Source organism: Duganella sp., from assembly GCF_039595735.1.
In the GTDB taxonomy this organism is placed as follows: domain Bacteria; phylum Pseudomonadota; class Gammaproteobacteria; order Burkholderiales; family Burkholderiaceae_D; genus Rugamonas.
Genome location: NZ_JBCNLB010000021.1, coordinates 25996 through 40329 on the forward strand (window position 1 = coordinate 25996; position 14334 = coordinate 40329).

A 14334-nucleotide genomic window follows, 5' to 3' on the forward strand; every position below is an offset into this window, starting at 1 on the left:
TCATGAGTGCGCCAAATCTCATACATGGATTAACGCTGGACGTGGCTTGGGAAGGCAGCGTCGAGGCTGGCGAGTCGCTGGCGGACTGGTTGCGCGAGGCTTTGTTGCCGGTAATCGATCAGGTGTTGTCGCGGTCAGCTGTGGCCGGGCAGTTAAGGCGCGTCGAGCGGCTGGAAGTCGATCTCGGCATGGTGACGCGCGATGAGGCCGAAGAGGAATTGCCGAACCGCTTGCAGCAGCGTTTGACGGAGGCATTGCATTGGCCTGCGCAGGCCAGCCCGCAGTGGATAGCCACCGGTGGAAGCGATGCGTCGTCCGAGCGGGAGTCTGGTGTACCGGACGGGCCTGGCGAGCAGTTGTTGGGTTTCCTGCGCAGTGGACGGTTGCCGTGGTCTGTGGCTGCTGACCGCCAGGTCGCGCATGAACAGCTATTGCGGCGCGTGCTGGCGACGCGCCAGGCTTCCGCCGTGCTGAGCGAAGTGGTGCGCGACGAGCACATGTTGGCGCGGCTGGTGCGCCAGTTCAGCGCTGCGGCGCTGTCGGAGGTCGTCGCCGTGCTGCATCCTGGGCAGGCCGTGCCACCGGCGGCGACCGAAGCGCAGTGGTCGGCGGCGTTGCAAGGACAGGGCGCTGTCGCGCCGGAACTGGACAAGTTCATGGCGTGGCGGCAGCACCAGCTGGATCTGGACGAGCAATCCTTGCCGCTGGCTGACTTGCAGCAGTGGCTGATCTGGTGGCTGATGCACGATTCCAGCCTGGTCAACCAGGATTGCAGTCTGATGCTGGAATCGATAGGCGCGCAATGTGGACGGGCGCCTGATCCGGTACGGTTCATGCAGCTGGTGCTGTCGACCTTGCGCGCGGGCGGCCAGCTGGATCTGGAGGCGCTGGTGCACCAGTCCGGCGTGGCGGCTGAGCGGCCTGCGGCGATGGATGCGATTACGACACTCAAGTCACAAGCGGCCATCAGGAACTTTGTGGCGCAGCATGCGGCGGAGGATAAACGGCTAGGCAACCTCAATTCTGCGCAGCTGCATCAACTGGTGCGCGGCTGGATAGGAGACGGTGCGCCGCTGTTCCTGGGCGCGATAGAAAGTCGCGCTTTGCAGACTGGCGACGCCCACGGCTACTTCCGCCGCATCCTGCAAAATCTTCTGGACGCGCGGGAGATCGATCTGGAGGCCGCATGTGGCGAGAGCGCCTACATCAACCTCGGCAGCGGACCCGAGGACGTGCGTGTCTCTCACGCCGCCACCCGGTCCGGCAAGAGTGCAGGCAATCTACCTGAGGAAGACGCAGTTTCCCTCCGCACGCTCAGCACTTCGCCCAAGGCCGGCGCGGGCCACGGCCGTCCGCTTAGCGATTCACCCGAAGCTGGCGCAGGCAACTCCCTCAGCACTTTGCCGGCCTCAGACAAGGGCGATGACCGTTCGCTTAGCGCTTCGCCCGAAACAGACGCAGATATAGGTCAGTTGCTCAGCACTTTGCCGGCTGCGGGCAACGGCGGCGACCGTCCGCTTAGCGGCTCACCCGAAGCAAAGGCAGTCGTAGACCACTCGCTCAGCACCCCGCCGGCCGTGGACAACGGCGATGGCCGTTCGGTTAGCGCCTCGCCCGAAGCAGACGCGGCCGTCGGCAACTCGATCAGAACTTCGCCGGTTTCGGGCAACGGTAGCGGACGTCCGCTCAACGATTTGGCCGCGGCTGATGCGGGCATAGTTCGCTCGCTTAGCACCTTGCCGGGCGGCAGTAAAGGTGGCAGCCGTCCGCTCAGCGCTTTGACCGAGGGAGACGTAGGCATAGATCGCTCGCGTCGCACTTTGCCGGGCGCCCGCAATGGCGACGGCCGTCCACTCAGCGATTCGCTCAAGGCAGGCGCAGGCGTAGGTCGCTCGCTTAGCGCTTCGCCAGACGCTGGCAATAAAGACGGCCGTCCGCTCGACGCTTCATCCGAGGTGGGCGCCGCCGCTTCCCCGGTCAGTGCTGGCGAGGCAAAGGCTTTGGCGGAGGAAAGCGCGCGCGGGTCGTCGCCGTTGCCGGCGTTGCTGCAGCAGAATCTGCCGCAGCGACTGGCGAGCGCGATGTTGCAAGCCGATTTAACGTCACTGGAAATCATCTGGCCAGAAATCACCCGCTACCACGCAGACGTGTTGCTGGCCGCCGCCCAACGTTACCTGCGGCGTCCGCAGGAGCGCGCCAGTCTGGCTGCCCGGGCCCCCACTGACATCCTGATCGCCATGCTGAAAGCCATCTCCCCGTCATCGGCGCTGCTGATTGAACCCGTCATACGCCACGCCGACGCCTGCAATGCCGTCCTGAGCGACCCACTGCCACCAGACGAATTCCGCCATCGCAGTCTGCAGTTCGCCCTCGACTGCGCGCTGAGCGCCGGACCAGACGGATCGCTGATCGACCTGATAACAACCCTCGCACCCAAGCACGCCAAGCCCGACGACATCCGCCAGATCGCCCACGCCTGGCGCGTGATTCTGCCGGCATCACCGGTCTTGGACAGCGCACTGTTCGGCGCCAGATATGTTCAAGCGATACAGGAACACCTGCGTGCACCAGAAGACGACACCCCGCCAGCCGTGTACACCCTGCTGAGCGAAGAAATATGCCAACACTACCTGCACCTGCTGGAAGCTCCGCTGCGCGAACAACTGGAAGCTTCAATATCGACCGCACGCCAGCCCGCACCGATCGCCAAAGCCAAAAAAACCGCCACCCCGGCAGGCGGCGGCAAAAAAGCCCGACCGGATGGCACCTCCAGCAAGAAGAGCCGCCAGCGCAAACAAGACGCCGAACAACAATTTGCCGCACCGCCGGCCGCCATCATCCAGGCCGAATCCACATTGGCCATCCTTCTGATGCGCGCCGACGAACCTGGCAAGCCTGAACAACTGGCCGCCGAACTCATGCTCCAGCGCCTGCTGGGCTCCACCACCACGCTCACCGGCGCGCTGGAAACAGCTTTATCCCAGCCCGCCGCCATCAGCCGCCTGGTGGACATGACGCCCGGCATTGTGCTGGCCCAACTGCTGGTGCGCCTGCAACCGGAGCTGGCCGCCCAGTTGCCGCACACGCTGCGCGCCATCGCCAGCCACACCGGCATTGCAAACATTCCGGCATTGCAGGCCAGCGCCACCTGGCAGGCCATCTATCAGGCCGCCTTCATGGCTGCAGACCCGGTCACGCCGACCGAGTTCATCCGCACACTGGTGCACAAGACCGCCGGCCGCGACACGCCATTGCCGGATACCACACCGACAGGCGGCAGCGCCAGCGACATCATGCGAACCCTGCTGCAACCACTGACGCGCGCCGAAGAGCAGCACGCGCCGGCGACACAGGAAGAGCCGCAAGCCCAGCAAGGTGACGCCAACCTGCGCAACGCCGGCATGGTGATCTTCGCCACCTATGCCCAACGCCTGTTCAGCATCCTCGAACTGACCAAAGACGGCAATTTCGTGAGCGAAGAGGCCGCGCAGCGCGCCGTGCATCTGCTGCAATATGCCGTCACCGCCGAAACCAGCACCCCCGAGTACCAACTGGTGCTGAACAAGCTCCTGTGCGGCATCCACGGCGGCCAGCCAATCGCACGCGGCATCGACATCACCGACAAGGAAAAAGACACCATCGCACAAATGCTCAACGGCGTCATCGCCCATTGGAAAGCACTTGGCAAGACCTCGATCAGCGGCCTGCGCCAGACCTTCCTGCAACGCGAGGGCCAACTGACCTTTGAGGAAAACGCCTGGCATCTCAAGATCCCGACCGCCACCTTCGACATGCTGCTGGACCGTCTGCCATGGAGTTTCGCCATGATCAAGTTCCCCTGGATGGAACATCCTCTCCACGTGACGTGGCGCTAGCGAGAACATGATGAACGATATCGCCGCATGCCTCGAACGCGAAGTCACCTGGTTCACCCAGGTGTGCGATGCCCGTTTCGAAGCCTACTTCAAGGCCGACCACGCTGGCGCCGAGCTTGCCACATTGTGCCCGCCGCCCGACCTGTCGCGCGCCAGCTCACCCTATGCCCAACTGGTGCGCGAATACCAGATGGGCTTTGCCGAACGCGTGGTGCTGATGCTGGCCTTCATGCCCCATCTGCGGCCGCAGGTGCTGGACATGTTCCTGCTGCAAAACGCGGCGCTAGGCCGCGGCTACAGCGAAATTGGCGGCTGGCGCGGCAAACTGCATTCCGGCTTCCTGCCCACGTGCGAGACTGCCGCCTTCCTGCTGGCCGGCGCCGACATCGGTCTGCGTTTCAAGGTGGCGCAGCTGTTCAAGGATGACCACTACTTTACCCGCAGCGGCATGCTGAGATTCGAGCATGAAGCCAGCGGCGAACCGATGTTCGGCTCCGCGCTCATTCTCAGCAATGAATACTTGCAGCGCCTGTCCGACGGCGAAGTCCACAAGCCCGACTTCAGCGCCAGCTTTCCGGCCAAGCTGATGCAGACCAGACTGGATTGGAAAGACCTGGTGCTGAATCCGGAGGTAATGGAGGAAGTCGAACACATTGTCACCTGGCTGCGCCAGCCGCAACACATCCTGCGCAGCTGGGGGCTGGAAAAATCGGTCAAGCCGGGCTATCGCAGCCTGTTCTACGGCCCGCCCGGCACCGGCAAGACGCTGACGGCCAGCCTGATTGGCAAGGCCGTGGGGGCCGACGTCTACCGTATCGACCTGTCGATGGTGGTGTCCAAGTACATCGGTGAAACCGAGAAAAACCTGGCCAATGTATTCGATCAGGCGCAGAACAAGAACTGGATTTTGTTCTTTGACGAAGCCGATTCGCTGTTCGGCAAGCGTACACAGACCAGCAACTCAAACGACCGCCACGCCAACCAGGAGATTTCCTACCTGTTGCAACGGGTGGAAGACTTCCCCGGCGTGGTGATCCTGGCAACCAATCTCAAGGCCAATATCGACCAGGCCTTCGCGCGCCGTTTCCAGAGCGAGGTGTATTTCGCCATGCCGGACGCCGAACAGCGGCGGCGCCTGTGGCAAGGCTTGTTCACCGAGCCGGCGCGGCTGGGCAGTGATGTCGATTTTGGCGTCATCGCGGAGAAGTATGAACTGGCCGGCGGCGCCCTGCTCAACGTGGCGCGCTACGCGGCCATTCGTGCCGTCATGAATGGCCGTGAACACCTGGTGCAGGACGATCTGATTGCCGGCATCGGCAAGGAATTAATGAAGGATGGGAAGACATTGTGAAAATCGACATTCATCGCCTGAAAAAACTTGGCATGCTGGCGATCTGCCATCTGGTCCTGTGCAGTTCGGTGCTGGCGGCAACCCAGACCTACACGCGGGTGGGCTACAACCGCGCCATCAAGCAGTCCGATTTCGATGGCTTGAGCAAGCCGACCGTGCTGCAGATGCAAAATCAGCTGAAGACCATCTACAGCAAGCTGCCCGACTGGCAGGCGGACTACACGCTCAAGGAGCAGCCGCTAAGCGATGGCATCGTCGGCCGCATCACCTTGTCGTGGCTGCAGCGGTATGGCTACACATTCCGCCTGGCGACGGCGGATGGATATGCCGAACAGATGGCCGGGCACGTGGCGCGGGTGGCGGCGTTCGGCGCTGCCTACCCGATGGAACTGGGCGCGCTGCTGAGCAACGGGTTTGCCGACTGGGAAAACCAGCAGCCCGAGAAAGTGCGCGCCAGCGATGCCGAGGTGCTGCGGCGGGCCAACTCGCAGGAACTGCTGGCCCTGTTCAAGCGCTATGACGGCGGCCGCGCCCAGGCGCCGCGCCCGGCTGCCGTCACGGCCGATCGCGGCTATTACACCTATGAACTGGACAAGGACGATCTCGATCTGCTGCAAGGCAAAGACCAGTTGATGCAGCTGCTGGGCTCGCTCAAGGACAAGCCGTTCCATTCGCAGGAGGAAATGCGGGTGGGATTGCTGCAGGCGCTGGCAGGTATGCAGGAGTTGCACAAGTCGCTGTGGCCCATCGTCCAGGCGCAGGCGCGCAGCTACGACGGTTTTCTGATCAATGAGGCCACGCTGGACAAGGTGGAAAAGGAGGGGTGGCTCGATACTGAGGCGCTGGGCCAGTTGCGCGGACTGGGCACGGTGTACCTGCAATCGCCGGAAGCTTACGAGAAATACATCAACGACCGGGTGGCGGACGGTACGGTGAAGCTGACCGACGACGAAATTCTCAAGCTGTCGCAAACCACGCGCGTATTCGACAACTACCATCTGGACGCGCAAGGATTGGAAACCATCCAGAACCAGCTGAAGAGCAACGTGCTGAACGCCGGCATGCCGGCGGCCGTGGTGCGCATGCTGGAGCAACTGAAAGATGTGAACTACCCTGAAGCCAGCGTCTTCCGCAGCGCGGCCATTTCCAAGATCGATTTCGGGCTGTCGATGTGCAAGCTGAATTCGCCCACCAATAACGCTTATGTGGCCGGCCTGCGGATTTCGGATGTGGAGCTGGATGCGCTGGAAAAGCAGCTGGCGCCGCTGCGCCAGCAATCCCTGGACGGCGTCACGCATCTGACGGTCAGCATAGAAGATGCCTTCAAGCGCATCCGCACGCTGCGCTCCAAGGTGGAAATTTGCGATGACGTCACGGACAAGGAAAGCAAGGATCTGGTGCGCGATATCTATCTGAGTTATCTCGGCTCGGCGATCGAGGGGCTGGCGCGCAAGAAAATCCCGGACCAGTTGCCGGAAATTCAGATCAAGGGCAGCAAATGCGGCTGCGCGGTGGATGATGTGGCGCGCATCGACTACGCGTTCTACCCCTACTGGCAGAGCAAGAAAGAGGTGCAGCCAATCAATTTCCGCGTGTTGAACCGGGTGGCGTTCCAGACCCTGACGGTCGATAACTTCGGCAATTTCCAGCGTGGCGCGGACAGCTTCGACGTGACCCAGAATTCCAGCAGTGAAACTGCCTTCGTGCGGGTGGCGCACCAGTACAATTCCAAGGTCGATTGGGTGATCCAGAAGAACGATTGGGACGGCGACTGGCGCAACTTCACGGCGCAGAGCCGCAAGGTAGTGTTTGCCAAGATCCGCGCCAACATCATCGCGCTGCTGACCACGCCATTGAACGATACGGCATCGCGCCTGAAGGCGTTCAGTACGCTGGGACTGGAACCCAAGCCGCGCCGTGGCGATGGCGTGACCCTGTACTTCCCGAACTATCCGGTCGATGCCAATGCGACGGCGGAATTCAATACCTTCTTCAAGGAACTGCGTGCGGATCTGGATCAGCATGAGCTGGGGCTGAATGTGCTGGTGTCCCAGAACGTTTTCACGGCAGGCAAGAACGGCGGGCCGGGCGCGTTTGGCGCCTCCAACCTGATCAACCTGCGCAAGAAGCGCGCTGCCACCGAGCCAAACCGCCCAGGCGGCCCGGAGAACGACGAGTTCATTCTGGTGTTGCTGAACGAGCCCAGCTCGGACGCCAAGAAGGCGCTGCGTCAGGATATCGAAAGCGACTCCAATCTGCATGGCTCCGATCGCGCAGATTTCCTGCGCAGCATCCTGCCGGTGCTGCACTTCGATAACCGCAACTGGCAGCAATTGCAGGACGATATCGTCTATGCGCGCGATACTTTTGGCGGGCTGGGGCTGTGGGCGCCGGATTTCGACAACCTGGCCAAGCCGGTGGAGGATACCAGCCTGTCCTGTCTGAAATCGGCCAGTCTGACCACCTGTCTGTCGCGTAACTATCTCGATCCTGGCGAGGACATCAAGCTGCCGAACGCGTTGGAGGCCTTCGCCTGCGTGCAGCGCTGGATACTACGGCTGATACTGGCGGTGCTGCTGTTGGTGATCATCACCACGGTGGTGCTGTTCTTCCGCTTCTGCGGCGCGCAGAATTTCATCAAGCGCAACTTCCTGTATGTGCTGGTGCTGGTGAATATCCCGGCCACGCTGGTGTTCACTTTGCTGCTGTTGTATGACCCGCTGTTGGGCCGGCTATCGTCCGGCAACCTGCCGTTCATCATCACCGCGGTGGTGGGCATGGCAGTGCTGATTGCCGGCTACATGTATTTGCGCAAACGGCGTCGCGTGCCGATGCGCCAGCGCAGCACGCTGGTGCGGCACGAGATGGGCTTCCCGATCGTGGTGTGGCGCACCGAGGCCAATGAACACGGCTTCCAGTGGATACTGAAAAATACCGGCAGCGGTTACGCCATCATCAAAAAGGTGGAGATCATGTTCGACAACCACCCGTTTGCCGACGTCAAGGCGGCGCTGGATTCGGTGCTGGCGGCCGATACCACGGTGCAGTGGAAGAGTACACCGCTCACCGGGCAGAAGCTGGAGCCGGGCGGCGAACTGCTGGCGCTGACGATTGCCGATGCGGCCGCAGCGCAGGAAGTGGAGCAGCGATTGAATCAGGGACAGCTGGTGGTGCACATCGTCTACGGCGGCGCCGGCAGCGAGCATTGGGTCAGTGATGGCAAGGAAGTCCGTTCGATTTCCTCATTGTAGTGTTCATTTAAGGAGGGTACAGGCATGAAGATACGATCGACACGGCCGGAATCGCAGCGCTCGGCCAGCGCTACCTCGGGCACGGCGCAGGGGCGCAAGGCCGCGGCTTCTTCTCACTATCAGGACATGGCCAGCAATTCGGTGCAGGCCGCCCAACTGATGGAACGGGCCAATATGATGGCAGGCGGCGTGCCGGCGCAACTGGCGGAAGATGAGGAGCTGTTGCAAGGGAAGTTCGAGACGGCCCAGTTGACGGAAGAGGAAGAGCTGCTGCAGGGGAAATTCACTGCACAGCGCGCCGACACGGGCCTGCCGCCGCAGCTGAAGGCCGGCATTGAATCCATGTCCGGCATGAGCATGGATCACGTCAACGTGCATTACAACTCTGACCGCCCGGCGCAGCTGAACGCGCACGCCTATGCGCAAGGCAGCGACATCCACGTCGCGCCTGGCCAGGAGCAGCACCTGCCGCACGAAGCCTGGCATGTGGTGCAGCAGGCACAGGGCCGCGTGCAGCCGACCACCCAGATGAAGGAAAGCACGCCGGTCAACGACGATCCGGGCCTGGAGAGTGAAGCCGACGTCATGGGCGCCAAGGCAATGAGCATCGGCCAGACGCAACTGAAGGTCGGCGAGCCGGAATAGGGCGGCGTGATGTGAACATTCGCTTCTGAAATGCAATTCAATTGCATTTGTGTATAATGCAGCTAACTTGCATTTACTAAGGAGTGTTCATGTTGGCGTTAAATCGCTCGCGGCTGGCCCTGGGCCTGGCGATAGCTTATCCCTTGTTTGCCCTGGCTGATGAAACGGTCGAGATTGTCGCGCAGCGGCAGCCATATCGCAGTTTGTCCGCCACCGGCGCCACCAAGACAGAAACTGATCTGAAGGATCTGCCGCAAAGCGCGCGCGTGCTGACGGCCGAGATGCTGAACGACGCCGGCGTGAGCCGCTTTGCCGATGCGCTGGATATGGGCAGCGGCATTTCGCGCCAGAGTAACTTCGGCGGCGTCTGGGACAGTTACGCGGTGCGCGGATTCACTGGCGATCCGAATTACGGCTCGGACTTCCTGGTGAATGGTTTCAGCTCCAGCCGCGGCTACAATGGCTTGCGCGACAGCGCCAATATCGCCAGCATCGAGATTCTGAAAGGCCCGGCCGCCGCCTTGTATGGGCGCGGGGAGCCGGGCGGCATCATCAACATCACCACCCGCAAGCCGCTGTTCCAGCCTTCCTATACGCTGGAGCAGTCGCTGGCGTCGCACCAGACCTGGCGCACTGCGGTTGATTTGACCGGACCGCTGAGCGAGACGGTAGCCTACCGCTTGAACGCGGCGTACGAGCAGGGCGATAGTTTTCGCGATAGTCTGTCCTCCCAGCGGCATATGGTGTCGCCTTCCGTGATCTGGCGGCTGTCTGACCAGACCACGCTGTCCTACGAACTGGAGGCCTTTGAGCAGCAGGCTTACTTTGATCGCGGCGTGGTGGCGGTGAAGGGCGTGTTAGGGCTGATTCCCAATTCGCGCTTCCTGGGTGAACGTGCCGACGGACCAATGACGGTCAAATCCACCGGCCACCAGCTGTTTGTGCAGCACGATTTCAACGCACAGTGGTCGCTGCAAAGCGGGCTTTCATATCGCGACAGCTCGATGAATGGTTTTTCCACCGAGGCGTCGGCGCTGCAGGCCGATGGCCGCACGCTGTGGCGCCAGCGCCGCTATCGCGACTTCTCGGCGCAGGACTTGTCCGGCCGCCTTGAGTTGCTGGGCAAGGTGGGGGCACACCACATGCTGGTGGGCGTTGACGGCTATCGTTTTGTCGACGACCGTCTGCAACTGCGCAAGAGCCCCAATGCGGCGGCGCCTTATGCCATCGATATTTACACGCCAGTCTATGGCGGGGTGCAACCGGCCACGCTGGGGCCCTCGATCAATACGCGCGAGCAGCAGTGGCAGACCGCCTTCTATGCGCAGGATCAGATCGACCTGGGCGCGCAATGGAAGGCGCTGGTCGGTGTGCGGCGCGACGCATATCGCCAGACCATCACCAATTACAACCGTGGCGGTTTGCAGAATCATCAGACCCTTGAAACCACCAGCCCGCGTGCCGGCATCGTGTACCAGCCGGATCGGCAAATCTCGCTGTATGCGTCGGCCGGCAAGTCGTTCCGCCCGAACAGCGGCATCGGCATCAATAACGAGTCGTTCCCGGCCGAGAGCAGCCGCGCCTACGAGACCGGCGTGAAATACGACAGCGCCGACGGCAAGATAAGCAGCACGCTGGCCTTGTACTCGATCCGCAAGAAAAACGTGCTGACCCTGAATCCGGTGGATACCAACTACTCGCTGGCAGCCGGGGAAGTAGGCAGCAAGGGCGTGGAGCTGGATGTGTCGGGCGAGATTGCGCGCAAGCTGCAGCTGTCGTTCGCGTATGCGTATACGGATGCCAAAGTCTTGCGTGACAACGTGCTGGCGGTGGGCGGAGCTTTGGCGAATGTGCCGAAGCAGAGCGCCAATCTGATGCTGGTGCAGTCATTTGGCAAGGCGTCGCTGGGCGGCGGCCTGAATTACGTTGGCGAGCGCAATGGCGATGTGGCGATCAGCAGCACTTTCAGGCTGCCGGCCTACACCACAGCCAAACTGGTGTCGTCGTACGCGCTGACAAAACAACTGCGGCTCTCGCTCGACATCGATAACCTGTTCGACAAAGTGTACTATCCGAGCTCTTATCAACAGGCCTGGGTGGCGCCGGGCGAGGACCGCCGCATTACCCTGAAAGTGCAATACAAGTTATGAAACGTGTCGCTTCGATTGACGTGATGCGTGGCCTGGTCATGATGATCATGATGGTGGACCACGTGCGCGAGACCTTTTTCCTGCGCTGGCAAGTCAGCGATCCGATGAGTGTGGCGGACACCGATCCCGGCCTGTTCTTCAGCCGCTTTGCCGCGCATTTCTGTGCGCCGATGTTTGTGTTCCTGACGGGCCTGTCGGCCTGGTTGTATGCGCATCCTGCCAGCGGACCGCGTTCGCCGGCCGGTTTCCTGTTCAAGCGCGGCCTGTTCCTGATTGTGCTGGAGATCTGTGTGGTCAGCGTCGCCTGGGCCGGACGCATACCGCCGCCCACTATTTACCTGCAGGTGATCTGGGTGATCGGCCTGGCGATGATTGCGCTGGCACTGCTGCATCGCTTGCCACGCGGTGTGCTGATTGCGCTGGGACTTGCCATCGTATTTGGTCACAACGCCCTGACGCCGATCACCTTCCAGCCTGGTGACGCTGGCTACATCCCCTGGACCATTCTGCATGATCGCGGATTCCTGATCGCGGAAGGCGCCTTGAAGATCAAGGTCAGCTACCCGCTGCTGCCCTGGATTGGCGTGATTGTACTGGGCTACGCGGCGGGACCATGGTACGCATCTGCCACTGTACCGGCACAGCGGCGCAAACTGTTGTTGACTGCGGGCGCCACTGCACTGGTACTGTTGGCCGTACTGCGCGGCCTGAACATCTACGGCGAGACTTTGCCATGGGAACACGGCGCGGACACGTTGCACACCGTGATGTCATTCCTGAACGTGACCAAATATCCGCCATCGCTGGCCTTCCTGTTGCTCACGCTGGGCATGGGGCTGTTGGTACTGGCATGGCTGGAACAGCGCGACAATGCCTTCCTGCGCATCTGTGCCAGCTTTGGCGGTGCGCCGATGTTCTACTATCTGCTGCATCTGTATGTGCTGCTGGCGCTGCAGACCATGGCCGTCGCCTGGCTGGGCGCCAACCATGGCACGCGCTATGAGTTCGACAGCCTGTGGCAGGTGTGGGCGCTGACGGCCGTGCTGATTCCGCTGCTGTACTGGCCTTGCCGCGCCTTCGGCAACTTCAAGCGGCGTACCAATATGGCCTGGGTACGCTACCTCTGAGCATCCGTGAGCTGCCGCACATACAAGCGGCAGCGGGACGGCGATGCTGTTCCATGTCGCACTGAACATGGAAACCTGCTCATGGAAGACTGGCTCGATTTGCTGCAATGGCCGGCGATGGTCGTCACGGTCGCCGCCGGGATGCTGGTCGGTTCCAAATCGCCTGAACGCCGCATCGCGGGATTTGTCGCTTTCCTGGTGAGTAACGCCCTGTGGATCGCGTGGGGCTGGCACGACGGCGCCTGGGCGCTGATCGGATTGCAGCTTTGTTTGGTGGTGACCAATCTGCGCGGCATCCTTAAAAATGAGGATGCCGGTTGAATCCCCCTCACGAGAGCGCGTCATGGATGAGACTTACCCAGTCCGGCTAACAATCAATGGTGTATCGCGGCAGTTTGAGGTGCCCGCCTGGGTCACCTTGCTGGATCTGCTGCGCGAGCGGGCCGGCCTGACCGGCACCAAGAAAGGCTGCGATCACGGCCAGTGCGGCGCCTGCACGGTGCTGGTGGGCGACACCCGCATCAACTCCTGTCTGACGCTGGCGGTGATGCAGGATGGCCGCGACATCACGACCGTCGAAGGTCTGGCTGATGGCGGCCAGCTGCACCCGCTGCAGCGGGCGTTCATCGAGCAGGACGCCTTCCAGTGCGGCTATTGCACGCCCGGCCAGCTTTGCTCGGCCGTGGGTCTGATCAACGAGGGCCAGGCGCATACCGCTGCCGAAGTGCGTGAACTCATGAGCGGCAATATCTGCCGCTGTGGCGCATATCCGGGCATCGTTGCGGCGGTGACCGGGGTGCTGGGTCTGGAACAGCACCGCGATAATATCGATCGCCCTTACTCGCCAGGCACGGTGCCGGCATGAATCCATTTTCCTATCTTAACGCGGCCAACGCGGACGAGGCCCTGGTGCATGCCAGCCAGGGCGCGCGCTTTATCGCCGGCGGCACCAATCTGCTGGACCTGATGAAGGAAGGCGTGATGCGGCCGCAGGCGCTGGCCGACGTCAATCGCCTGCCATTTGGCGACATCACCCCGACTGCCGGCGGCGGCCTGTTGCTGGGCGCTGTGGCACGTAACGCGGAGACGGCCTATCATCCGCTGGTGCGCAGGGATTATCCGCTGCTGACTGCCGCCATACTGGCCGGCGCCTCGCCGCAGATACGCAATATGGCCAGCAACGGCGGCAATCTGCTGCAGCGCACTCGCTGCTATTACTTCTATGATCTGGCCACGCCGTGCAACAAGCGCCAGCCGGGCAGCGGTTGTTCCGCCATCGGCGGCCTGACGCGCCAGCAAGCCATACTTGGCGCCAGTCCGCACTGCATCGCTGTGCATCCATCCGATATGTGCGTGGCACTGGCGGCGCTGGGCGCGGTGGTGCACCTGCGGTCGTCGTCCGGAGCGCGGCGGGTGGACTTTGCCGACTTCCATCGCTTGCCGGATGACCGGCCGGAACTGGACACCATCATGCAGCCGGGCGAGTTGATCACCCATATCGAGCTGCCGCCCGCCGCGCAATTTGCCGCGCATTCGGCTTACCTGAAGCTGCGCGATCGCGCGTCGTATGCATTTGCGCTGGTCTCGGTCGCCGCCATGCTGGATATCGGCGATGACGGCGTGGTGCGGGAAGCCCGGCTGGCGTTGGGCGGCGTGGCGCATAAACCCTGGCGTGTGCCACAGGCCGAGGCGCTGCTGGCAGGGCATGTCCCGGATGCGGCACGCTTCGCGCTGGCCGCGGATGCTTTACTGGCGGGCGCGCAGGGGCAGGGGCAGAACGATTTCAAGATTCCGCTGGCCCGACGCGCGATCGCTCGCGCGCTGGAGCAGGCAGTAGAAGGCACGCATGACAACAGCAGGAGCGAAGAACGTGACAGAACTGATTGAAGCACTCCGCACTCCGTCTGCGGATACCGGCACCGGCGCTGTCAGCAT

General features: G+C 62.2%; 9 protein-coding genes. All 9 read left to right on the forward strand.

What is annotated here, in order from left to right; all coding sequences use genetic code 11:
• The first annotated feature begins 2 nt into the window (after positions 1 to 2).
• Positions 3 to 3875 carry a contractile injection system tape measure protein gene (locus tag ABDW57_RS24655; RefSeq protein WP_343732781.1) on the forward strand — a complete coding sequence of 1291 codons (3873 nt, stop codon included), beginning with the start codon at positions 3 to 5 and terminating at the stop codon, positions 3873 to 3875.
• A 7-nt stretch (positions 3876 to 3882) separates the two neighbouring features.
• Complete coding sequence (locus tag ABDW57_RS24660; RefSeq protein ID WP_343732782.1) at positions 3883 to 5226, forward strand: ATP-binding protein; 1344 nt, start codon at positions 3883 to 3885, stop codon at positions 5224 to 5226.
• Complete coding sequence (locus ABDW57_RS24665) at positions 5223 to 8477, forward strand: hypothetical protein (protein WP_343732783.1); 3255 nt, start codon at positions 5223 to 5225, stop codon at positions 8475 to 8477. The genes ABDW57_RS24660 and ABDW57_RS24665 overlap by 4 nt, the downstream gene beginning before the upstream one ends.
• Before the next feature lie 24 nt (positions 8478 to 8501).
• Positions 8502 to 9122 carry a DUF4157 domain-containing protein gene (locus ABDW57_RS24670; RefSeq protein WP_343732784.1) on the forward strand — a complete coding sequence of 207 codons (621 nt, stop codon included), beginning with the start codon at positions 8502 to 8504 and terminating at the stop codon, positions 9120 to 9122.
• An 89-nt stretch (positions 9123 to 9211) separates the two neighbouring features.
• Positions 9212 to 11272, forward strand: coding sequence for a TonB-dependent siderophore receptor (locus tag ABDW57_RS24675; RefSeq protein WP_343732785.1), 2061 nt, complete (start codon positions 9212 to 9214; stop codon positions 11270 to 11272).
• Positions 11269 to 12399, forward strand: a complete 1131-nt coding sequence (locus ABDW57_RS24680; protein ID WP_343732786.1) for a heparan-alpha-glucosaminide N-acetyltransferase domain-containing protein — start codon at positions 11269 to 11271, stop codon at positions 12397 to 12399. Before ABDW57_RS24675 ends, ABDW57_RS24680 begins: the two co-directional genes overlap by 4 nt.
• Before the next feature lie 81 nt (positions 12400 to 12480).
• Positions 12481 to 12720, forward strand: coding sequence for a hypothetical protein (locus tag ABDW57_RS24685; protein ID WP_343732787.1), 240 nt, complete (start codon positions 12481 to 12483; stop codon positions 12718 to 12720).
• A 22-nt stretch (positions 12721 to 12742) separates the two neighbouring features.
• Positions 12743 to 13264, forward strand: coding sequence for a (2Fe-2S)-binding protein (locus ABDW57_RS24690; protein ID WP_343732788.1), 522 nt, complete (start codon positions 12743 to 12745; stop codon positions 13262 to 13264).
• Entirely contained in the window at positions 13261 to 14286 is a 1026-nt protein-coding gene (locus ABDW57_RS24695; RefSeq protein WP_343732789.1) for a xanthine dehydrogenase family protein subunit M, read from the forward strand. Before ABDW57_RS24690 ends, ABDW57_RS24695 begins: the two co-directional genes overlap by 4 nt.
• Positions 14287 to 14334: the final 48 nt, after the last annotated feature.

Bases quoted from the DNA above. Each gene is read 5' to 3' on its own strand.
- ABDW57_RS24655 (WP_343732781.1), top strand. From the start codon at position 3: ATGAGTGCGCCAAATCTCATACATGGATTAACGCTGGACGTGGCTTGG.
- ABDW57_RS24660 (WP_343732782.1), top strand. From the start codon at position 3,883: ATGATGAACGATATCGCCGCATGCCTCGAACGCGAAGTCACCTGGTTC.
- ABDW57_RS24670 (WP_343732784.1), top strand. From the start codon at position 8,502: ATGAAGATACGATCGACACGGCCGGAATCGCAGCGCTCGGCCAGCGCT.
- ABDW57_RS24675 (WP_343732785.1), top strand. From the start codon at position 9,212: ATGTTGGCGTTAAATCGCTCGCGGCTGGCCCTGGGCCTGGCGATAGCT.
- ABDW57_RS24680 (WP_343732786.1), top strand. From the start codon at position 11,269: ATGAAACGTGTCGCTTCGATTGACGTGATGCGTGGCCTGGTCATGATG.
- ABDW57_RS24685 (WP_343732787.1), top strand. From the start codon at position 12,481: ATGGAAGACTGGCTCGATTTGCTGCAATGGCCGGCGATGGTCGTCACG.
- ABDW57_RS24690 (WP_343732788.1), top strand. From the start codon at position 12,743: ATGGATGAGACTTACCCAGTCCGGCTAACAATCAATGGTGTATCGCGG.
- ABDW57_RS24695 (WP_343732789.1), top strand. From the start codon at position 13,261: ATGAATCCATTTTCCTATCTTAACGCGGCCAACGCGGACGAGGCCCTG.